This window comes from Acinetobacter sp. YH16042 (assembly GCF_013417245.1).
Lineage (GTDB): Bacteria > Pseudomonadota > Gammaproteobacteria > Pseudomonadales > Moraxellaceae > Acinetobacter > Acinetobacter amyesii.
The window spans coordinates 52,064-73,158 of the sequence record NZ_VPEJ01000005.1; the positions used below are offsets into that span (position 1 = coordinate 52,064).

A 21,095-nucleotide genomic window follows, 5' to 3' on the forward strand; every position below is an offset into this window, starting at 1 on the left:
CCAAATTTATTGGGATTCAGTATTTTCAAATCACACTGCATTCTGCATGGCTTGCCAAACACGTATCGCATCTACCGTCGCTTTGACGTCATGTGCGCGAACCATACATGCACCTTGTTGAATGCTGAGTAGATGCGCTGCAACCGAGCCTACAGCGCGATTTTGTGCATCTGCACCGCCAAGTGCTTCACCGATAAAACGCTTACGTGATAATGCAGACAGGATCGGATAGCCCATGTCATTCAATTGATAGAATTGCTGTAAAAGCTTTAAGTTTTGCTGCGCATTTTTAGCAAAACCAAAACCCGGATCAATCATAATATTTTCTGCACGCACGCCTGCGTCCAATGCATTTTGCACGCGTTGCTTTAATTCATCAATGACATCAGCCACAACATCTTGATACTGATCTAGATTATTCATCGTGGTGGGTTCGCCGCGCATATGCATAATGATCACTGGAATGTCCAGTTTTGCAGCGGTTTCTAAGGCATTCGGCCGAGTTAATGCACGTACATCATTCCAGATATGCGCACCTGCCTGAACCGCTGCCTCAATCACCTCAGGTTGTGAGGTATCTATAGAAATCACCACATTGTGTTTGGATAAGGCTTCAACGACGGGTACGACCCGTCGAATTTCTTCTTCAACCTCAACAACAGATGCGCCTGGACGTGTTGACTCACCACCGACATCAATCACTGTCGCACCATCCGCAATCATTTGTAAGGCATGTGCTATAGCTTGGTCTTTACCATTGTGTTTGCCACCATCACTAAAAGAGTCCGGTGTGACATTTAAAATTCCCATCACATGTGGCTCTGACAAATCTAATTGCAAATTACCACAGTTTAAAATTTTATTCGGCAAAGACACCAACTTCATATTACACATCCCAGATTTTGCTATGCTTATTTTAACGCTAAGTTTGCTCAGCATTTCGCTCACATGCATTTATTTTCATATAAAAAAACCACCCGAAGGTGGTTTTAAATTTTTATGCTTTTGGCAATGACGGTAATGGTGGTGGAACATCTGGACCATCCGTTGGTGTTACATCAATCACTGGATTTTCAGCGATGTACACTTTTGGTGGTTGTGGTTCACGACCTTCCATAATGTCACGGATTTGATCACGATCAATGGTTTCCCATTCAAGTAATGCTTTCACCATGGCATGCGCAATATCCTTGTTATTTTCAAGAATGTCGCGAGCAACTTTATATTGTTCATCTAAAATACGGCGAACTTCACGGTCAACTTCAAGCTGCGTTGCTTCGGAAATCACACGACTTCCTAAACCACCCATGAATGACTGCTGTGAGTCATCTTCGTAAACCATGACGCCCATTTTATCGGACATACCGTATTTAGTAACCATTGCACGTGCCATTTTTGTTGCACGTTCAAAGTCATTTGAAGCACCAGTCGACATTTGGTTAATGAAGACTTCTTCTGCAATACGACCACCAAACAAAATTGAAAGTTCATTCAACATTTTGTCTTTGTAATGGCTGGTTTGGTCATGTTCAGGCAACTGCCAAGTCACACCCAGTGCCCAACCACGTGGCATGATTGTCACTTTATGCACAGGGTCTGTACCCGGCAAGATTTCAGCAACAATCGCATGACCTGCTTCATGATAAGCCGTCGCACGACGTTCTTCTTCACGAATCACCATCGATTTACGTTCAGGACCCATGTAAAGCTTGTCTTTTGCATCTTCAAAGTCATGCATATCGACCGTGTTCTTGTTACGACGTGCAGCAAACAGTGCTGCTTCGTTTACAAGGTTAGCCAACTGAGCACCTGAGAAGCCCGGTGTACCACGTGCCAAGACTTTAACATCTACACCAGTCACAGAAGGTAATTTTTTCAAATGTACATTCAGGATTTGCTCACGACCTTTAATATCCGGTAGAGATACCATCACTTGACGGTCAAAACGACCCGGACGAAGTAAAGCTTTATCCAATACGTCAGCACGGTTTGTTGCAGCAATAACGATAATACCTTCGTTGCCTTCAAAGCCATCCATTTCAACCAACATTTGGTTTAATGTTTGCTCACGCTCATCATTACCACCACCTGTACCTGAACCACGGTGACGACCAACGGCATCGATCTCATCGATGAAAATGATACATGGTGCATGACGCTTTGCTTGTTCAAACATGTCACGGACACGAGACGCCCCCACACCCACGAACATTTCAACAAAGTCAGAACCCGAAATACTAAAGAATGGTACTTTCGCTTCACCCGCAATCGCTTTAGCAAGTAAAGTTTTACCCGTACCCGGAGGACCAACCATGAGCACGCCTTTCGGAATGCTTGCACCAAGTCGCTTGAACTTAGATGGATCTTTTAGGAAGTCAACGATTTCAACAACTTCTTGTTTAGCTTCATCACAGCCCGCAACATCAGTAAATGTCACTTTGATTTGGTCTTCAGACAGCATTTTTGCTTTTGACTTACCAAAACTCATTGGGCCATTCTTACCACCAGCTCCACCACCCATGTTGCGCATAAAGAACATGAATAACAGAATGATTAAAAGAACAGGGAAACTTGCAATCAGAAGTTGCATCAAAATACTTTGACGCTGTGGCGCTGTACCTTCAACAACAACATTGTTCTTGATCAGGTTCGGCATAAGTTCAGGATCTTGAACCGCAGGACGGATACTTTCAAACTCAGAACCGTTTGATTTTTCGCCACGAATTCTTTCGCCATCAATGGTGACTTGTTTAATCTGACCCGCATTTACGGCTGCCACGAACTCAGAATAGTTCATCGCGGTCGGTTGATTGCGGTCACTGACGTTGCTGAAGATTAAAACCAGCACGCCTAGGATAACCAGCCACAACACGGCATTCTTAAAAAGATCGCTCAAAGCTTTATTCCCATTTCTATCTAATTCGTTCAATCCCATTTACATGGGTGACTCTAATACTTACGCTGCAGAGTAGCTTCGCAATAATTTAAAAACGTACAAAATGCACAATTTTTAACGAGTTGGCAAGTAAACTTTACTTGAAAGCTTTCTTACGTCCCTGCCCGATTAAAAACACTTCTTTAGATCGAGCACGTGAAGCCGCCGGTTTTGCTGTTTTCAGCACATCAAATGTGTCTACAACTTGCTTACGGTATTCATCAAATCCAACACCTTGGAACACTTTAACAACAAACTGTCCATTTGGTCCAAGAACCTTTTGAGCAAAGTCGATTGCTAATTCACAAAGATAGATCTGACGCGGTTGATCTACAGCCTTATTACCTGATGTATTGGGGGCCATATCTGAAATTACAACGTCTACAGTACGTCCATCTAAAATTTTTAACAATTCATCGAACACTTCTTGTTCACGAAAGTCACCTTGCAAGAAGGTCACATCGGGTAAAGCATCCATGGGTAAAATATCAGAAGCAATTACCAAACCTTTGTCGCCAACAAGTTTACCGGCAATTTGCGACCAACTACCTGGTGCAGCACCTAAGTCGACAACGGTCATGCCTGGCTTGATCAATTTGTATTTTTCTTGAATTTCAAGCAATTTATAAGCGGCACGCGCACGATATCCTTCCTTTTGTGCTTTTTTCACAAAGGGGTCATCAAGATGCTCACGCATCCAGTCACGACTACTTTTGGATAATTTCTGGTTAGTAATGCGGGTAGCCATAACTCTCTAAATAAAAAAAACTTCTCAGTCTTGATTGTACGTGAAATTCAGCACTTTTGCAGTAGACATGTGTATCTAAAAAGCATCTTAAATCATGTTTTTTTCAATAATCTTCATCGAGAAAATGCCGATTAAATACAGCGCTTCAACTTTGATTTTGCTATACTAGGTCGTTTTTAAAATTAGGTTATATTTATGGCGGCTTTATCTATTCAAGAACGTAAACGCTTACGTCAAATTGGTCACACCCTAAACCCAGTTGTAATGGTTGCGGACAAAGGCTTATCAGAAAGCGTTGTTGAAGAATTAAACCGTGCGTTAAACGACCATGAGTTAATTAAAGTAAAAGTTGTGGCAGAAGACCGTGAAGCTCGTGCTGCAATGATTACTGAAATTGCGACTGTTTCAGGTTCTGAAGTTGTTCAAACGATTGGTAAGATTGCTTTGATTTACCGCAAAGCGGCAAAACAAAATGCAAAACTGTCTAACCTTGTTCGCTACGCACATCTGTCTAACTAAGCATTTATGGCAAGTTTCGAACTCAGCGCTTTTGATCGTCGCTTTCAGGCTGTATCAGTCGTTGGTGCTATCGAACAACAAAGCCCATATACTTTAAATGTGGGTTATTGGATTCGAGACCCAAACCAACTGATTCAATGGCCAGAATTGGTATCATCTCACCCACGAATCGATTTTTTGTGGGAACAGACCTGCTTAGAAGTTTTTATTGGTGTACGCAACGAAGACTTTTATCGTGAAATCAACCTCTCCCCTTCACAAGCTTGGCAGGTTTACCAGTTTGAAGAATATCGCTATCCAGAAGATATGCCGCCACAAGCTGCTTACGATATTGAACTGAATCAGTTGAAACGGACGCACTATGGCTTAAATGTCAGTCTTGATCTGACAGAATTTATGTTGAAGTACAAACTTAAATGGGAAGATCTCTATATTGGTCTAACTGCTGTACTGAAAACCCCTCAAGGTGAACAGTACTATGCCATGCAGCATAGTAGTCCAAATGCTGACTTTCACAACAAACGTGATTGGCTACATCAGTTCTAAACTTTTTAATGTTTTGATCTTCGATAAAAAGCAAAAGTACGATCTTTTGCTTTTTTATTGCCTGCTTATTTTTAAATAAGTGCTTTGTACTTAAATGTACTATTCACAATAAGGGAGCCATTAATGACTCCCTTATGCATATATAGCGTTAACTTTAAGTTTAATTCGCTCTCACCCAATCCAGCTCCCTGGAATGACTAGACTTAGCTTAAGCGCTTTAAAATTCATGTCATTCACAATTAACTTTTAAGATCTGTGGTTTGATCCGTAACTTTAGCTTTCACTGGTGAAACTTTTTTCCACGCTTCCAAAGTATGTTCCTTAGAACGCTTAAATGTTTCTGTTAAATGATCTTTGTGCTTTCCTGAAATTTGGGTCACATCTTCTTTCAGCTCTTTTCCAAGTTTTGAAAGATCATCAATAACCGTATTAAACTCAGTTTTCACAAACTCTTTGAGTTCACTAAAATCTTTTTGCGATGAACCAAACTGAACTTTTAACTGATCAAGTTTATTCAATACATCTTGCTTCAAATGACGCAATTGATCTTGCACACTGGCATTCAACTGCTTTGCCTCTGCTCCGATCTTTTCTTTGCTTTCAGTAACCGCTTCTGTGGCTTGAACACTCGCTTCTTTTGCAACTTGTTCAAGCTTTTCAGCACCTTCGATAACGACTTCTTTCATGGAGGATTTAGCCGCTGTTTGTTTTTGTTGTGTTGCCATGACTTTGTACCTGTAGTTTTTGCTGACCGAACCACATTAGCGCTTTTTGATAAATTTTAATTTATGATTTGTCTGACAATAATTAATTGCTTACATTTTTCTACGATTTTGCAAAACCAAACTTTATTCTAAAATGCAAGCGCTTTATCTGCTTTATTCCTGATATTTACGATGGACTTTCAGTGGCTTTCTGCGTATAATGCCGTGTTAAGTTCAAGCGAGCAGATGTAAGGAGGGTAGGTTTTTAAGCAGCCTTCCTTTTTTTTCGTCTTCTCGCTTTTTTACAGCCTAAATTTCAGGAGCTTTGGTTTGAGCACCCCAGCAATTTTAGCCCTTGCCGACGGAACTATCTTTAAAGGTACTTCTATTGGCGCATCGGGTAGTACGACTGGTGAAGTCGTTTTTAATACAGCAATGACTGGCTATCAAGAAATTTTGACTGACCCTAGTTATGCACAACAACTTGTGACACTAACTTACCCACATATCGGTAACACAGGTTGTAATGATGAAGACGCTGAGTCAGGTCGAATTCATAAAGTATGGGCTAACGGATTGATCATTCGTGACCTACCTTTATTGCATAGCAACTTCCGTGCTGAGCAATCACTTGGTGATTACCTTGAACAACACAATGTTGTTGCTATTGCAGACATCGATACACGTAAATTAACGCGTATTCTGCGAGCAAAAGGTGCACAAAATGGTTGTATCCTTGCTGGCGAAAACATTACAGAAGAAGAAGCTTTAGCTAAAGCACGCGCTTTTGGTGGTTTAAATGGTTTAGACCTTGCAAAAGAATGCTGTGACCCTGAAGGCTTTGAATGGACTGAAGGTTCTTGGACATTAGGTAAAGGTTTCTCTCAGCCTGAAGCTAAATTCCATGTTGTTGCATACGATTACGGTGTCAAAACCAACATCTTACGTATGCTCGCAGACCGCGGTTGTAAATTGACTGTCGTGCCTGCGCAAACTCCTGCTGCTGACGTACTTGCATTGAATCCAGATGGCGTGTTCTTATCGAACGGCCCCGGCGATCCAGCTGCATGTGACTACGCAATTGAAGCTGTAAAAACAATTGTAGAAGATGCTCGCAATGTACCAGTATTTGGTATTTGCTTGGGTCACCAAATTCTTGCACTTGCATCAGGTGCAAAAACTGTGAAAATGCCTCACGGCCACCACGGTGCCAACCACCCTGTTCAAAACATGGAAACTGGTATTGTGATGATTACTTCGCAAAACCATGGCTTCGCAGTAGATGCAGAAACATTACCTGCAAACTTGAAAGCTACGCACAAATCACTGTTCGACCAAACCCTACAAGGGATTCATCGTACAGACAAACCTGCGTTCAGTTTCCAAGGTCACCCAGAAGCAAGCCCTGGTCCACATGACTGCGCACCACTGTTCGATCATTTCATCGAACTTATCGAAGCATCTAAGAAGTAATTAAGGAAGCATCATGGCTAAACGTACAGACATTAAAAGCATCTTAATTATCGGTGCTGGTCCGATTGTGATCGGTCAGGCATGTGAGTTTGACTACTCAGGTGCGCAAGCATGTAAAGCCCTTCGTGAAGAAGGCTACCGTGTTATTTTGGTGAACTCTAACCCAGCGACCATTATGACTGACCCTGCGATGGCAGACGCAACTTACATCGAGCCGATCACTTGGCAAACTGTAGCTGCAATCATTGAGAAAGAACGCCCAGACGCAGTTCTTCCTACAATGGGTGGTCAAACAGCATTGAACTGTGCCCTTGCACTCGATGCCAACGGTATTTTAGAAAAATACAATGTTGAATTGATTGGCGCGACGAAAGAAGCTATCGAAAAAGCGGAAGACCGTAAACTTTTCGATATCGCAATGCGCAAAATCGGTTTGGAATGCCCTCGCGCTGACGTTGCAGAAAGCATGGAACACGCACTTGAAATTCAAGCACGCTTCGGTTTCCCTGTGATTATCCGTCCATCATTTACGATGGGTGGTTCAGGCGGTGGTATCGCATACAACAAAGAAGAATTTATCGAGATCTGTGAACGCGGTTTCGACCTTTCTCCTACTCACCAACTTTTAATTGATGAATCATTGATTGGTTGGAAAGAGTACGAAATGGAAGTTGTTCGTGACAAAAACGACAACTGTATCATTGTATGTACCATTGAAAACTTTGACCCAATGGGCGTACATACTGGTGACTCAATCACTGTTGCTCCTGCGCAAACATTGACAGACAAAGAATTCCAACTTCTTCGTAATGCATCTTTAGCTGTACTTCGTGAAATTGGTGTTGAAACTGGCGGTTCTAACGTTCAGTTCGGTATCAACCCGAAAGATGGCCGTATGGTTGTGATCGAGATGAACCCACGTGTTTCTCGCTCATCTGCACTTGCGTCTAAAGCAACTGGTTTCCCAATTGCAAAAATCGCGGCGAAATTAGCTGTAGGTTATACCCTTGATGAGTTGAAAAACGACATCACTGGCGGTACAACACCTGCATCTTTCGAACCTGCAATTGACTATGTTGTAACGAAAATTCCTCGTTTCAACTTCGAGAAATTCCCGCAAGCTGACGCAACTTTGACGACTCAGATGAAATCTGTAGGTGAAGTCATGGCAATTGGCCGTAACTTCCAAGAATCTGTGTCTAAAGCGCTTCGTGGTCTTGAAGTAGGCGCATGCGGTTTTGACGAAAAAATCGCTGTGGGCACTGAAGGCGCACGTGAGAAAATTCTTGTTGAATTGAAAGTTCCAGGTCCAGAGCGTATTTGGTATGTAGGCGATGCATTCCGTCACGGTTTCACCCTTGATGAAGTATTTGAAGCAACCAAAATTGACCGTTGGTTCTTGATTCAAATCGAAGACATCATCAAAACTGAAAACCAAATCAAAACTTTAGGTTTTGGTGATTTGAATGCGGACAACATCCGTTCGTTCAAACGCAAAGGTTTATCTGACCTTCGCATTGCGGACTTGATGGGCATTTCACAAAAACAATTCCGTAAACACCGTTGGAACTTGGGCGTAACTCCAGTTTACAAACGTGTAGATACATGTGCTGCAGAATTCGAATCTGACACAGCTTACATGTACTCAACTTACGATGAAGAATGTGAAGCGAACCCATCGAACCGTGACAAAATCATGGTCATCGGTGGCGGTCCTAACCGTATTGGTCAAGGTATCGAATTCGATTACTGCTGTGTACACGCTGCCCTTGCAATGCGTGAAGACGGCTATGAAACCATCATGGTGAACTGTAACCCTGAAACGGTTTCTACGGATTACGACACATCAGATCGTTTGTACTTCGAACCAATCACTTTGGAAGATGTACTTGAAATCGTGCGTATCGAGAAACCTAAAGGCATTATCGTTCAGTACGGCGGTCAAACTCCGCTTAAATTGGCTCGCGCTTTAGAAGAAGCTGGTGCACCAATCATCGGTACATCACCAGACGCAATTGACCGTGCAGAAGACCGTGAACGTTTCCAACAAATGATTCAACGTCTGCAACTTCGTCAACCAAACAACAGCATTGTAAAATCTGCTGAAGAAGGTATGGCTGAAGCAGCAAAAGTTGGCTACCCACTTGTAGTACGTCCTTCGTATGTCCTTGGTGGCCGTGCGATGGAAATCGTGTACAACGACGACGAATTGAAACGCTACTTACGTGATGCGGTTCAAGCATCTAACGAAGCGCCAGTACTTCTTGACCACTTCCTAGACGATGCGATTGAAGTTGACGTGGACTGCGTATCTGACGGTAAAGACGTTGTGATCGGCGGTATCATGCAGCACATCGAACAAGCGGGTATTCACTCAGGTGACTCAGCATGTTCTATTCCTCCTTACTCTTTATCTAAAGAAGTTCAGGACGAAATGCGCCGTCAAACCATCGCTATGGCAAAAGAGCTTGGCGTAATCGGTTTGATGAACGTACAGTTTGCGGTTAAAGGTACTGACGTATACATCTTAGAAGTGAACCCACGTGCATCACGTACTGTTCCATTCGTATCTAAGTGTATCGGCGAATCTTTAGCAAAAGTTGCTGCACGTTGTATGGCAGGTCAATCTCTAGAATCTCAAGGATTCACTACAGAGATTATTCCTGAACACTTCTCTGTAAAAGAAGCGGTGTTCCCATTCAACAAATTCCCTGGTGTTGACCCAATTCTTGGCCCTGAGATGAAATCTACAGGCGAAGTGATGGGTGTAGGTAAAACATTTGGTGAAGCGTTCTATAAAGCTGTGTTAGGCTCTAATGACCGTTTACCAGGCCTACCAACGGAAGGCGAAGTAAAACATGCATTCTTATCTGTTCGTCACTCTGACAAGCCTCGTGCTGTTGGTATTGCGAAACAGTTGACAGATCTTGGCTTCAAAGTGATCGCTACTGGCGGTACTTATGATGTGATTAAAGATGCTGGTATTGAATGTGAACGTGTGAACAAAGTGACTGAAGGCCGTCCTAATATCGTAGACCGCTTGAAAAATGGCGAAGTTCACCTCATTATCAATACAACTGAAGGCAAACAGGCTCAAGAAGATTCATTCTCGATCCGCCGCTCTGCATTACAAGGTAAAGTGTATTACACAACTACCCTTAACGGTGCTGATGCAGTATGCCAAGCTTTAGCAATCAAATTGCCAATGGATGTATACCGCTTACAAGACCTTACTAAAGGTTAATTAAGTTACCGAGAAGTCCCGCCACCTCTCGGTGGCGGGCTTTTTTTCATTTCTAGGTCAGTAAAAATTTTACTGATTTTTTCTTTTTACAAACATGAGGGACAACAATGCAACGTTATCCTATGACTCCCGAAGGCAAAATTGCCCTAGAGAAAGAATTACAGCAACTTAAAAGTGTTGATCGTCCACGTATTACTGCAGCAATTGCTGAAGCGCGTGAACATGGGGATTTGAAAGAAAACGCTGAATACCACGCTGCTCGCGAGCAACAAGGTTTCTGTGAAGGCCGTATCCAAGATATCGAAGGTAAATTGGGTGCTTGCCAAGTGATTGATGTTAAATCACTTGAGCAAAATGGCCGTGTGGTTTTCGGTGTGACTGTGACCATTGAGAACTTAGATACTGAAGAACAAAAGACTTATAAAATCGTTGGTGATGACGAAGCAGATTTTAAAATCAACAAAATCTCTGTGAACTCTCCAATTGCTCGTGGTCTTTTGGGTAAAAATGAAGGCGACGATGTAAAAATCAACACACCACAAGGTGAAGTTGAGTACGAAGTTTCTAAAGTTGAATATCTTTAATTCATTAAGATAGCAATTTTAAGCCCCTCTTTTGAGGGGTTTTTTATAATCAGACAAATAATTATTATACCCCTGCTCTATCCTTCTTTTAATAATCCTGATGCAAAAAGTTGAAAGGCATGTAATGCTTCTGACAACACCTGCTCAGGATTCTTGCTAGAAGCCACCCAAAGCGCCGCATTCATGGCTGCTCCATTTAAAAATATGGCTGCCGCTTCAGAATTCACTGCTTTAATTCGGTCTGCTGCCAATAACTGTTCTACGCATTCACGTGTAGACCTCAAGCATTTGTTTTGACTCGGCCAATGCGCAGGATCACCCAATACCGCAGGTCCGTCGCGTAATACAATTCGCTGAAACTCAGGATTCAAGGCATTTTCAATATAGGTTTTCCCCTCAAGCATCAACCCCTCCCAAAGATCTTCGGGTTGCTCCAGATACTTCTGGGCAGATAAAGCCATTTCTGAATCAATTTGATTAACCACAGCAGCAAATAAGCCCTTTTTATCGCCAAAATGATGGTACAGCGCACCACGGGTCAGCCCTGCTTCTGCCGTGAGTTTATCCATTGAGGTGTCTGCATAGCCATACTCAGCAAACGTACGGCGTGCCACTTCAATCAGTTTCTTGCGGGTTGCCGCCATTTTTTTTTCACGAACAGACATTGCTTTGATTACCTCATCATCACAAAAATTTTAATTGACATACCAGGCGTATGTCAATTATGTTGACATACGATACGTATGTCAAAAATAAAGCTGCTTTCCCCCACTTTTAAAACCAGATATTGAATGAGAATAAACATGACTAGAATTGCAATATTTCCCCAAGATCGCCATGCCTTGTATGAACAGCATGGTTACTCTGCTGCTATTAAATCGGAAAATTTACTCTTTGTATCAGGCCAGGTCGGTAGCCGTGAAGATGGCAGTCCTGAACCTGATTTTGAGAAACAGGTAAAACTAGCATTCCAGAATCTTAGCCATACTCTCGCTGCGGCAGGCTGTACTTTCGATGAAATTGTCGATGTCACCACCTTCCATACAAACCCTGAACAGCAATTTGAAGTCATCATGAAAGTTAAAAATGAGGTGTTTACACAAAAGCCTTATCCAAACTGGACAGCAATAGGTGTTAATTGGCTTGCAGGTTTTGATTTTGAAATTAAAGTCATTGCTCGGATCCCAAACCTCCCTACAAACACTTCGGTCTAGCGATTGATTTTTAATAGGGATGAACGACGCATGACATCAGTTCAATTGGTTATAATGGTTTACCCTTTTTAAGTTGTACTGTTTATGTCTGAAAAATTGATTAATTCACCTGTCAAACATTGGTGTGAGTTTGAGTTCATCTCTAAAACAGTGAAGAACCCTAATATTCATATCAAAGGTAATTATTCATATTATTCTGCATATTGGGATCAAGGTTTTGAGCGCTGTGTGGTGCGTTATTTGCATGATAAACCTGCAACAGCTGAGAAGCCGATAGACCAGCTACATATCGGTAATTTTGTCTGCTTTGGCGCAGAATGCGTGATTATGATGGGCGGTAACCAACTCCACCGAACAGACTGGATTTCAGCATTTCCGTTTGATACACGGAGTTTTGTCCCTGCGGGCGACACCATCATTGGTGATGGCTGCTGGATCGGCTCGCGTGCCATGATTATGCAAGGCGTTACACTTGGTGAAGGTGCTGTGGTGGCTACAGGTGCAGTAGTAACCAAGGATGTGCCGCCTTATGCAGTAGTAGGCGGAGTCCCTGCTAAACTTATTAAATACCGCTTCCCTGAAGAAGATATACAAAAACTGCTTTCTCTAAAACTTTATGACTTAGATGAAAAGCAGTTTTTAAAGATGCGGGAGCAGTTTCAAACAGATAGTATTGAAATACTTTTTGATATCCTTTAAATTAAATAAATTTATAACTTTAATATTATTAAATGCTTAGAATTAATTTAAACGATGAAGTTTTTGGAAACGAAGCTGGCGAAGATGAAGATATTAATGTTCTTGAAAGCTATTTTGTAGAAAACCCTAAATTTTCAAAATTTTTCAATTTTGACAAAAAAATTAGTGTAGTCAGTGCTAAAAAAGGGATGGGGAAATCTGCTTTATTATCAGTCTTTCACCAAAAGCTTTTAGATAATGGTAAAAAATTTGTAATTCGAGAAACTGGAAATAATCTATTAGGTCTTGGAAATTTTCATAGTACCGACCAAGCTTATCTCGAAAATTATTGGAAACAGGTAATTTGTCAAAGAATAAATATTGAAATTGGTTCTAAAATTAATATTGCTTTGAATGATACAGAAATATCTTTAGTTGAAGCATCAGAATTAAATGGTCTCAAGGGTAGAAATTTACTAAGCGCTTTGATTGATAGACTTACGCTAAAAATTCCATTATTACCCGAAAAAAAAATTACCACTAAAGCTGATCCAGTTGCATTACTCAATAGATTTCAAGAAGAAAATCAGGACATTGAAATTTGGTTACTTATAGATGACATTGATGCAAAATACTTAGATGACGATCTTAATCAGGCACGTGTTGGTGCATTCTTTAGCGCTATCAGATCTCTTTCTAATGAAATGAATGGCCTTTTCATAAGATCAACTATTAGATCAGATGTTTGGTCAAATCTCAGAACATTAGAAGATTTAGATAAATGGGAACAGTACATTACAGAAATAAGTTGGTCATCTAGACAAATTAGGGACATTTTATCAAAACAGATATTGGCTTATATAAATAGGAAATACCCAACATCAAAAGAGGCAAAATATAATCATGAAAATCAATATCATGATTTAATTAAAGTTGTCTTTGAATCTCCTATTACTTGGCAAAATAAAGAACAATCTATATTTTTTGCTATCCAATCTTTTTCTAATAAGAGACCAAGATGGCTAAATCAAGTATGTCGAATGGCATTAGAGAAAGCTGCCGAAAATCCACGCAAGCAAAAAGTAAGCTTAGAGCACATTAATCAAATTTTACATAAGTTCGGTGAAAAGAGAAAATCTGACCTAATTAAAGAACATAAGCATCAATTTAAAGAGTTAGATAAATTCATTGACAGCTTCAGAGGCCATAAAAAAGAATATAATTATAACGAACTGATTTTTGCTATTGAAAGTTATTTCATAAGAGGACGTTCAATTGAACAAATAGGTAAAATTGATGGTTTAGATTATAAAGATGCGCATGATCTAGGGAATTTTGCTTATAAAATAGGTTTAATTTCTCGAAAAGATGAAAATAACTTCACCTCATATAATGATGATCCCGATCTATTCAATACCCAGATAAATAGAAATAATAATTTCATTTGGTCAATACACATTTCTTATTGGGAATATTTGGGACTACGTAGTTAATAATTCTAACTAAAGCACCTAAAATTTAGGTGCTTTTTTATCTAAAAGAATATTTACTTTAGTTATAAAAAACCCACTCAATCAGAGTAACTTTCTTCAGAATATGATGGTTGTAACGAGACCTAAACCTTTACCAAATCATGAGTAATGCAGCCAATCAACTGAGCTACAAAGTTTTTAATAGTGCACTCAGATAGTCAGAGAAATAATATCCTTATTGCAACCACCTTTAGTCATAGCCTTTTCAACTAAATCAGTCTATAAAGAATCAACAAAATAAAAAGATTACTACTTTTCAGGATGAATGATGACGAGAACCACTCAATTCTCAGGCATATTTATACTTGCCCTGCTGGCAGCAGTCGTCGCAACTTTTTGCGATGCGATTCATGTCTATACCCAGACACTTAGTTATCCCAACCCATTATTTTTCCATCAAGCTTGGTGGGTATTCCCAGGCTTTTTTATTGCCTTTGCTTTCATGGCATTTAGCTATATTCAACTTACACAACGACTTAAACACTATGTGATGACTCAGCTCAGTTGCCATCATGACGGCACTGCGCCCCTCGTCGAAAGCCTAATACTATTTGCCATAGTCTATATACTCAGCGGATTTGGCAATTTTCATCCAGAAGCACTTTGTTGGATTTTTTACATTAGCTTTTTTATTCGCTGGCTATTTAGCTATGAGCGTACATGGCTACTGATATTGGCCATCATGCTTGCCATTGGTGGCATGTTCTTTGAAGGACTATTGGCAGAGTTTGCATTAGTCAAATATCGCCATGAAGATATTTATAATGTGCCGTATTGGCTAGGTGGCGTATATATGCATGGCGCATTTGCCTTACGTGCAGGCATGCGTCGTTTTGTTTACCGTTAATTTTTTAAATTTGGAAGATTTAGAAATAAAAAAAGACCACTCAATCGGAGTGGTCTTTTTTTTGAATATGGTGGCTATGACGAGACTTGAACTTGTGACCCCCGCATTATGAGTGCGGTGCTCTAACCAACTGAGCTACATAGCCTTAAACTGTGCGCGCATTATGGAGGGATATTTAAATATCGTCAAGCCCATAATGCGCGTATTTGATCAAAATTTGTTGAAGTGAACCGATAAGCCGGGTTCTGTCGAGGACGATCATTCCTCTAGGCGTACAATCACTCATACGCTCAAGCGACCTACCCGGATCCAGCATGGGCCATGCCTAAAGGATCCCTATTTGGTCTTGCTTCCGGTGGGGTTTACCATGCCATGAACTGTTACCAGTCATGCGGTGCGCTCTTACCGCACCCTTTCACCCTTACCTCCGATTTCGATTGCTCGAAACCATAATGAAGGCGGTCTGCTCTCTGCTGCACTTTCCGTCGGCTCACACCGCCCAGGCGTTACCTGGCACCTTGCCCTATGAAGCCCGGACTTTCCTCCCCTGCTTTAGTCACGGAGACCTATACACAGCAGCGATCGTCTGGTTCACTTCGGGGCGCATTCTAACAAATCTGACAACTAATTGCTTGATGTTTTTTGAGCAGTTAGTTTTTCGTACTTTTGTTGAAGCTGTTCCTGAGTTTCAGGATGTGCCGGATCCAATGGAATACAGTCCACCGGACAGAACAACTGACACTGCGGTTTATCGTGATGCCCAACGCATTCCGTACACAAATCAGGGTTAATCTCATAAATGAGTTCCCCCATGAAAATCGCCTCATTGGGGCATACAGGTTCACAGACATCGCAGTTGATGCATTCATCAGTGATATATAAAGACACTCTACCAACCTTGCTGTTGTTTACGCTTAAAGGCTTCCACAACAGCTTGTGGTACAAACTGAGTGACATCACCATTTAAACGTGCAATTTCACGCACGAGCGTAGATGAAATAAACGAATATTGCTCTGATGGGGTTAAGAACACGGCTTCAAATTTACTGTCCAAACGGCGATTCATATTTGCCAATTGAAATTCATATTCAAAATCTGAAACTGCACGTAAACCACGTAACACGGCTGTTGCTTTTTGCTCGTTAAAGAAGTTGACCAACAGCCCATCAAAACCTACAAACTCAACATTTGACAAATGACTTAAAGACTCTTGCGCTAGTGCAACACGTTCTTCCAGACTAAACACAGGGTTTTTGTGATGTCCAATTGCAATTGCCACGACAACTTCGTCAAACATGCGTGATGCACGTGTCACTAAATCGATATGACCATTAGTAATTGGATCGAATGTGCCCGGATAAATTACACGAGTTTTAGACATCCAGTTGTACTCTGTTATTTTGTAGATGGGTATTTTAACAAAATCTTGATTTATAGGTGAAGTCAGCTTGTAAATTTAAAACCTTCATCTTATTCAAAGTTCGGGTACAATAGTGCTAAGTTTGGAAGTTTTTGATTATGACGAAAGCAGTAGTTAAAAAAAATAGTAGCAGTACGATTGCCCTAAATAAGCGTGCGCGTCACGATTATTTCATTGAAGAAAAATTTGAAGCGGGCCTTTCATTACAAGGCTGGGAAGTCAAATCAATGCGTGCAGGTCGTATGACCATCGTAGAGAGCTATATTACGTTTAAAAATGGTGAAGCATTTTTATTCGGCGCTCAAGTGCAACCTTTACTGAGTGCTTCGACACATGTGGTGCCTGAAGCAACACGTACTCGTAAATTATTGCTGAACCGCCGTGAAATTGAAAAACTACAAGGTGCGATTAACCAAAAAGGTTATTCATGTGTGCCTTTGGCATGTTACTGGAAAGGTCCTCATGCCAAACTTGAAATCGCCCTAGTAAAAGGTAAGCAGCTTCACGACAAGCGTGCAACGGAAAAAGACCGTGATTGGCAGCGTGATAAAGCCCGTATTTTTCATAAATAAGTTCAATAAAAAACCTCCATTTTGGAGGTTTTTTATTGATACATTGCACATTTAGCAGAATTTCAACCCACCAAAACAGTTGGTCCGAACTTTCTGGTTCCCCAAGACTTGATTTTTTAAAGTTAAATTGGCCGCACCAGCATTGCTGAGGTTAATTGAACCGACATTTTTATAAATCGGTAAACCAAATGCAGCACCAACAGCAGAACCTAACGGAATATAAATCGGTTCATTGGTTAAAATTTGCGATACTTTTTGTGCAACTTGTGGCAAGACGCCTGAAATATCTACTTCAGATGTTGGATTTAATTTACCAATATTGATCGGGTCTTTAAATGACATCCACCAACCTGTACGTGCAATATCATCTGCATTGGCATCTGGCCAACTGATATCTTGAGATTGAAGCGATAAATAACCGGCTGTGCCATTTAATGGAATGTTATGAATCATATTTAAGGCTTGCTCAAAGGTAATGTTCATTTTCAAACCATCAATTGACGAACCTGAATCCATAAAGAACTGCGCCCCTTCAACCCATAACAAATTGCGGTCAAGTTTGACCTGCATGCTACCGCTATCTCGATTGAGCTGAATCGATGGCACAGTCGCACTGATATTTTTGGCAATGGCTTGAGTTTGTCGTTTTCCATTAATCGTAATTTCAGGAACGGTAAACGGCACATTCATTGAAGGAATTTTTAATCCTTGACTATTTTCAGGTTGGCTGACAAAGCTACGATCATTGTTCCAAATCGTGTTAATCACCAAGTTCCCCGATAAAGTCTCACTGCTGCTATCCCCAAAGATCGCGGCTTGGGTCTTTGCTGTCCCTGTGGTCGGTGCAATTTTCATATAACCGCTCAGTGACTTAATCCCGTCTGTCGGCGCACCCGTGTTTTGAATACCAGTGGTCAATAAACCCGTAATAGATTCAGCACTGACAAGAAAGCCTTTAACTTCGCGTAAAGCGGCTTGTTTAGGGTTTTTAATGGCAAATTCAATAAATGGATTTTTTAGTTTGGCACTTGTTGACGCTCGATCACCATTAAAGACGGGATTACCATTGGCATCGGTCAACGTTACATTACCACTCAGCGCTAGATGACGAATATCAATATCACAGCCATTTGACCCATTTACCCCACCACAGCCGAGTTGCAAACTTTTGACATTGACGTTCAAATCCATGACGGCATCTAAACTGAGTTTGTAGAAACCAATATTTTCATCGACCATTTGTTGGTTGACTAAAATAGGGTCGGTATAGGACATATTCATCAATGCCGCACCATTGATGGCAGACAATTCTTCATCGGCTAATCCCACCAAGCCTTCTGCTGCAAAAACAACGTCAGAAACACATAAGGTCAATGCCATTACTATTGTTTAATCCTTTTTAATATTTACCACTCATCCAGAGTGAAATTTATGAGAAGATTAAATCAATAGCTTTGGCGCAAATGAATGGAAATATGTGACGCACATCACATCTTAGTTATACGAAATGCCAATTTTCATAGATTTTAGGCCAATAAAAAAACCCAGTAATATTTCCATCACTAGGGTTTTCAAAGATTTATAAATGATAGTTCAAATAATTTATTTACAAATTAATTAACTTTATTTAACAACAACCCCAGATATTCACCAAACCAAATGGCGGTTTCTAAATCGCCCGTAGGTGGAGTGACTTCAACAGGCGCATTATCCGATTGTGTCATTAAACCTAAAAAGCTCGACATCCGATTTAAATCTGTTGTGCTTCGTCCAGTTGGCATCAATGGAAGACCGCTCCACAACATGCCGTGCTGCATGGCGAATAAATTGATTTGCTGCAATACTGCCAATTTGTCTCCACTTAAGCCGCCACCATTGGTAAAACCAGCGGCTAACTTACCTTGCCATGTCCGTGCTAACCAGCGTTTAGATGATTGCTCCATGAATAATTTCATTGCCGCACTCATACTGCCCATATAGGTTGGGCATCCAAAAACGATGGCATCTGCACTGTCCAATTCATCCCAATCCACATGCTCTACATTCATGAGATGGACTTTTACACCGGCTTTTTCTGCACCTTGTACAATGAAATTCGCCACTTTGGCAGTGTGCCCATAGGGGCTGTGGTAAACAACAGCAAGAGATTTAGCAGTCAAAGACATAACATTTAAAAGTCGATAGATTCAGTCAAGTTTAGCATTTTCAAAGCATAAAGACGAATGTTGCCATACGTCCTGTTTTCGCTTCACGGCGATAAGAAAAATATTCTTCAGCTTGCAAAAAGGTACATTGGTCGCCACCTGTTACAGCTTTAACCCCATGTAATGCAAGAATATAACGTGCTATCGCATAAAGATCAGCATAATATTTGCCTTCCCTTACACCAGCTTTAAATGCACTTTCAAGTTCTGGGTATTTGGAACAAAAGGCAGCTTTGACTTCTGCACCAATTTCAAAACTCTCTTGGCAAATAGCTGCCCCCAACCAAGCCCATGTTGGCTGAGTGTGCATGGCTGCAATGGTGTTTTCCACAATACCATTAGCCAGGCCCTTCCAACCTGCATGCAGATTGGCAACTTCTGTCCCGTCAGCATTACCCAAAACCACGGGTAAGCAGTCTGCGGTCATCATCATCAGGGCATGGTGTTTTGACTGCGTGACCATACCATCGCCTTCGGGTGCAACAAAGTTGATCTGTTCATCAATGCGATGGCATAGCGTACTGTGCGTTTGGTTCATCCAACTGATTTTATTCACGCCATATTCAGCAAAGTCGTTCAACAACTGCATTCGGTGCTTTTGCACACGTGCTGCATCATCACCTACATGCAATGCCAGATTAAATCCTGCTAGTTCAGGTTGTTCAGCGGGTTGCGTCTGATCATGATGAACTCGAGTTTGTCCCACAAAAACACCCTGTGGAAGTCCCTGAACAAATTGCATGTTGCCGTCCTTTTCTATCTATAGCGTGTAAATCAGTTTAAAACTTAATAAGCTTTGTTTTCGCTACGTAAAACTTCAACCAATTGATTAAAGTCTTCAGGCCATGGTGCTTCAAACATCATGTCTTCACCTGTACGTGGATGAACAAGACCCAATTTAACCGCATGTAACGCTTGACGTTTAAAGCCACGTAAAGTGTCATCTAATAACATCGACGCGCCTGCAGGCATACGTACACGTGGTACGTACACTTGATCGCCTACGAGACCATGACCGATATACGTGAAATGCACACGAATTTGATGGGTACGACCCGTTTCTAGACGTGCTTGAACGCGGGTAAAGTTTTGGAAACGTTCTTTCACATTATAGTGAGTTACCGCATCTTTACCGCCCGGCAAGACAGCCATTTTAATGCGATCGACAGGATGACGTTTAATTGGCTCATCCACTGTACCGCCTGCAATAATGTTGCCATATACGATCAAATCGTAAATACGGTAAACCGATTTCTTCGCCAATTGCTTACTTAAAGAAAATTGGGATTCGAGGTTTTTCGCAACAACCAACAGACCTGAAGTGTCTTTATCGATACGATGCACCAAACCTGCACGGGTCAACTCTGAAGATTTTGGGTAATGATGCAAAATTGCATTTACCAATGTGCCTGTACTGTTTCCAGCGCCCGGATGAACAACCATACCGACAGGTTTATTAATCACCATAATATCGTCATCTTCATAGACAATATTGAGTGGAATATCTTCAGGTAAGCTACGGGTTTGTGCCTCTAACTCGACGTCTAAAGTCAGTAACTCTGTGCCTTCGCATTTGTACTTTGGTTTCACAGTGTTACCATTGACCAACAAATGGCCCTCTTTGAGCCACTGTTTTAGCTTTTCACGAGAAAAATCAGTCCAAACCAGTGCTGAAACCTGATCAATACGTTGTCCTAAATAGCTTTCATCCAATTGAAATTGCAACGATAAACGTGTTGCAGTTGAGTCTGAAGTATGGTTATCTGCATCCTCAGAATCTTCAAGTAAATTGAAATCAGTTTCAGGGAAATTAGAATTGGAAGATTGTGCTTGACTCATTTGCTCATTCAGACAAAAGTGGTTTAATAGTTCAAT

The 21,095-nt window shown here is 41.1% G+C and carries 21 protein-coding genes, 1 tRNA gene and 1 other RNA gene; 10 read left to right on the forward strand and 13 right to left on the reverse strand.

Translation table 11 applies throughout. The annotated features are described in order from the left end of the window. Positions 1 to 30 precede the first annotated feature (30 nt). From folP to rlmE, 3 genes are all read right to left on the reverse strand, one after another. Positions 31 to 885, reverse strand: a complete 855-nt coding sequence (gene folP, locus FTV37_RS05270) for a dihydropteroate synthase (protein WP_218946127.1) — start codon at positions 883 to 885, stop codon at positions 31 to 33. 112 nt (positions 886 to 997) lie between these two features. Then, positions 998 to 2,896: an ATP-dependent zinc metalloprotease FtsH gene (ftsH, locus tag FTV37_RS05275; protein ID WP_078191443.1), complete on the reverse strand. Its 1,899-nt coding sequence runs from the start codon at positions 2,894 to 2,896 to the stop codon at positions 998 to 1,000. 136 nt (positions 2,897 to 3,032) lie between these two features. After that, a complete protein-coding gene (gene rlmE, locus FTV37_RS05280; RefSeq protein ID WP_078192159.1) occupies positions 3,033 to 3,683 on the reverse strand; it encodes a 23S rRNA (uridine(2552)-2'-O)-methyltransferase RlmE in 651 nt (216 codons plus the stop codon). Between the two features lie 195 nt (positions 3,684 to 3,878). On the opposite strand from rlmE, the gene FTV37_RS05285 reads away from it, so the two are divergent. Then, positions 3,879 to 4,202 carry a YhbY family RNA-binding protein gene (locus FTV37_RS05285; protein WP_078191340.1) on the forward strand — a complete coding sequence of 108 codons (324 nt, stop codon included), beginning with the start codon at positions 3,879 to 3,881 and terminating at the stop codon, positions 4,200 to 4,202. 6 nt (positions 4,203 to 4,208) lie between these two features. Next, positions 4,209 to 4,748 (forward strand): DOMON-like domain-containing protein, encoded by a 540-nt coding sequence (locus tag FTV37_RS05290; protein WP_111883891.1) that lies wholly within the window; start codon positions 4,209 to 4,211, stop codon positions 4,746 to 4,748. Positions 4,749 to 4,987: 239 nt separating this feature from the next. Here FTV37_RS05290 and FTV37_RS05295 read toward each other — a convergent pair whose 3' ends face one another. Next, positions 4,988 to 5,473, reverse strand: a complete 486-nt coding sequence (locus FTV37_RS05295) for a hypothetical protein (protein WP_180063203.1) — start codon at positions 5,471 to 5,473, stop codon at positions 4,988 to 4,990. 309 nt (positions 5,474 to 5,782) lie between these two features. Between FTV37_RS05295 and carA the strand changes: the two genes are divergently transcribed. From carA to greA, 3 genes are all read left to right on the forward strand, one after another. Then, a complete protein-coding gene (gene carA, locus FTV37_RS05300) occupies positions 5,783 to 6,925 on the forward strand; it encodes a glutamine-hydrolyzing carbamoyl-phosphate synthase small subunit (RefSeq protein WP_168378093.1) in 1,143 nt (380 codons plus the stop codon). Between the two features lie 13 nt (positions 6,926 to 6,938). After that, positions 6,939 to 10,169 (forward strand): carbamoyl-phosphate synthase large subunit, encoded by a 3,231-nt coding sequence (gene carB, locus FTV37_RS05305; protein WP_180063204.1) that lies wholly within the window; start codon positions 6,939 to 6,941, stop codon positions 10,167 to 10,169. A gap of 107 nt (positions 10,170 to 10,276) precedes the next feature. Next, a complete protein-coding gene (gene greA, locus FTV37_RS05310; protein WP_078191345.1) occupies positions 10,277 to 10,753 on the forward strand; it encodes a transcription elongation factor GreA in 477 nt (158 codons plus the stop codon). Between the two features lie 77 nt (positions 10,754 to 10,830). On the opposite strand, the gene FTV37_RS05315 is transcribed toward greA, so the two are convergent. After that, on the reverse strand, positions 10,831 to 11,418 hold the full coding sequence (locus FTV37_RS05315; protein WP_180063205.1) for a TetR/AcrR family transcriptional regulator: 588 nt from the start codon (positions 11,416 to 11,418) through the stop codon (positions 10,831 to 10,833). Positions 11,419 to 11,556: 138 nt separating this feature from the next. Here FTV37_RS05315 and FTV37_RS05320 point away from each other — a divergent pair, with 138 nt between their 5' ends. From FTV37_RS05320 to FTV37_RS05335, 4 genes are all read left to right on the forward strand, one after another. Continuing rightward, a complete protein-coding gene (locus tag FTV37_RS05320; RefSeq protein WP_180005422.1) occupies positions 11,557 to 11,967 on the forward strand; it encodes a RidA family protein in 411 nt (136 codons plus the stop codon). An 84-nt stretch (positions 11,968 to 12,051) separates the two neighbouring features. Further along, a complete protein-coding gene (locus FTV37_RS05325) occupies positions 12,052 to 12,666 on the forward strand; it encodes a CatB-related O-acetyltransferase (RefSeq protein WP_168378096.1) in 615 nt (204 codons plus the stop codon). Positions 12,667 to 12,698: 32 nt separating this feature from the next. Continuing rightward, positions 12,699 to 14,138, forward strand: coding sequence for a P-loop ATPase, Sll1717 family (locus tag FTV37_RS05330; RefSeq protein WP_168378097.1), 1,440 nt, complete (start codon positions 12,699 to 12,701; stop codon positions 14,136 to 14,138). 307 nt (positions 14,139 to 14,445) lie between these two features. Next, positions 14,446 to 15,024 carry a hypothetical protein gene (locus tag FTV37_RS05335; protein WP_180063206.1) on the forward strand — a complete coding sequence of 193 codons (579 nt, stop codon included), beginning with the start codon at positions 14,446 to 14,448 and terminating at the stop codon, positions 15,022 to 15,024. A gap of 68 nt (positions 15,025 to 15,092) precedes the next feature. Here FTV37_RS05335 and FTV37_RS05340 read toward each other — a convergent pair. From FTV37_RS05340 to coaD, 4 genes are all read right to left on the reverse strand, one after another. Continuing rightward, positions 15,093 to 15,169 (reverse strand) — tRNA-Met (locus FTV37_RS05340). A gap of 73 nt (positions 15,170 to 15,242) precedes the next feature. After that, positions 15,243 to 15,622: RNase P RNA component class A (rnpB, locus tag FTV37_RS05345), an RNA gene on the reverse strand. 26 nt (positions 15,623 to 15,648) lie between these two features. Beyond that, entirely contained in the window at positions 15,649 to 15,912 is a 264-nt protein-coding gene (locus tag FTV37_RS05350) for a YfhL family 4Fe-4S dicluster ferredoxin (RefSeq protein ID WP_078191349.1), read from the reverse strand. 1 nt (position 15,913) lies between these two features. Beyond that, positions 15,914 to 16,405 (reverse strand): pantetheine-phosphate adenylyltransferase, encoded by a 492-nt coding sequence (gene coaD / locus FTV37_RS05355; RefSeq protein ID WP_078191350.1) that lies wholly within the window; start codon positions 16,403 to 16,405, stop codon positions 15,914 to 15,916. 137 nt (positions 16,406 to 16,542) lie between these two features. Between coaD and smpB the strand changes: the two genes are divergently transcribed. Continuing rightward, positions 16,543 to 17,016, forward strand: a complete 474-nt coding sequence (gene smpB, locus FTV37_RS05360; protein WP_078191351.1) for an SsrA-binding protein SmpB — start codon at positions 16,543 to 16,545, stop codon at positions 17,014 to 17,016. A 51-nt stretch (positions 17,017 to 17,067) separates the two neighbouring features. On the opposite strand, the gene FTV37_RS05365 is transcribed toward smpB, so the two are convergent. The 4 genes from FTV37_RS05365 to rluD all read right to left on the reverse strand — a co-directional run bounded on the left by FTV37_RS05365 (position 17,068) and on the right by rluD (position 21,059). Then, positions 17,068 to 18,396, reverse strand: a complete 1,329-nt coding sequence (locus FTV37_RS05365) for a hypothetical protein (RefSeq protein WP_180063207.1) — start codon at positions 18,394 to 18,396, stop codon at positions 17,068 to 17,070. Between the two features lie 233 nt (positions 18,397 to 18,629). Further along, complete coding sequence (locus FTV37_RS05370) at positions 18,630 to 19,181, reverse strand: flavodoxin family protein (protein ID WP_180059759.1); 552 nt, start codon at positions 19,179 to 19,181, stop codon at positions 18,630 to 18,632. 40 nt (positions 19,182 to 19,221) lie between these two features. Continuing rightward, a complete protein-coding gene (pgeF, locus tag FTV37_RS05375) occupies positions 19,222 to 19,962 on the reverse strand; it encodes a peptidoglycan editing factor PgeF (RefSeq protein WP_180063208.1) in 741 nt (246 codons plus the stop codon). A 44-nt stretch (positions 19,963 to 20,006) separates the two neighbouring features. Next, entirely contained in the window at positions 20,007 to 21,059 is a 1,053-nt protein-coding gene (rluD, locus tag FTV37_RS05380; protein WP_078191355.1) for a 23S rRNA pseudouridine(1911/1915/1917) synthase RluD, read from the reverse strand. Positions 21,060 to 21,095: the final 36 nt, after the last annotated feature.

Coding starts and splice junctions, on each gene's coding strand:
- FTV37_RS05365 (WP_180063207.1), bottom strand. CDS start 18,396: ATGGCATTGACCTTATGTGTTTCTGACGTTGTTTTTGCAGCAGAAGGC.
- coaD (WP_078191350.1), bottom strand. CDS start 16,405: ATGTCTAAAACTCGTGTAATTTATCCGGGCACATTCGATCCAATTACT.
- FTV37_RS05290 (WP_111883891.1), top strand. CDS start 4,209: ATGGCAAGTTTCGAACTCAGCGCTTTTGATCGTCGCTTTCAGGCTGTA.
- FTV37_RS05370 (WP_180059759.1), bottom strand. CDS start 19,181: ATGTCTTTGACTGCTAAATCTCTTGCTGTTGTTTACCACAGCCCCTAT.
- pgeF (WP_180063208.1), bottom strand. CDS start 19,962: ATGCAATTTGTTCAGGGACTTCCACAGGGTGTTTTTGTGGGACAAACT.
- FTV37_RS05285 (WP_078191340.1), top strand. CDS start 3,879: ATGGCGGCTTTATCTATTCAAGAACGTAAACGCTTACGTCAAATTGGT.
- FTV37_RS05325 (WP_168378096.1), top strand. CDS start 12,052: ATGTCTGAAAAATTGATTAATTCACCTGTCAAACATTGGTGTGAGTTT.
- folP (WP_218946127.1), bottom strand. CDS start 885: ATGAAGTTGGTGTCTTTGCCGAATAAAATTTTAAACTGTGGTAATTTG.
- rlmE (WP_078192159.1), bottom strand. CDS start 3,683: ATGGCTACCCGCATTACTAACCAGAAATTATCCAAAAGTAGTCGTGAC.
- smpB (WP_078191351.1), top strand. CDS start 16,543: ATGACGAAAGCAGTAGTTAAAAAAAATAGTAGCAGTACGATTGCCCTA.
- rluD (WP_078191355.1), bottom strand. CDS start 21,059: ATGAGTCAAGCACAATCTTCCAATTCTAATTTCCCTGAAACTGATTTC.
- FTV37_RS05315 (WP_180063205.1), bottom strand. CDS start 11,418: ATGTCTGTTCGTGAAAAAAAAATGGCGGCAACCCGCAAGAAACTGATT.
- greA (WP_078191345.1), top strand. CDS start 10,277: ATGCAACGTTATCCTATGACTCCCGAAGGCAAAATTGCCCTAGAGAAA.
- FTV37_RS05320 (WP_180005422.1), top strand. CDS start 11,557: ATGACTAGAATTGCAATATTTCCCCAAGATCGCCATGCCTTGTATGAA.
- FTV37_RS05330 (WP_168378097.1), top strand. CDS start 12,699: ATGCTTAGAATTAATTTAAACGATGAAGTTTTTGGAAACGAAGCTGGC.
- carB (WP_180063204.1), top strand. CDS start 6,939: ATGGCTAAACGTACAGACATTAAAAGCATCTTAATTATCGGTGCTGGT.
- FTV37_RS05295 (WP_180063203.1), bottom strand. CDS start 5,473: ATGGCAACACAACAAAAACAAACAGCGGCTAAATCCTCCATGAAAGAA.
- FTV37_RS05335 (WP_180063206.1), top strand. CDS start 14,446: ATGACGAGAACCACTCAATTCTCAGGCATATTTATACTTGCCCTGCTG.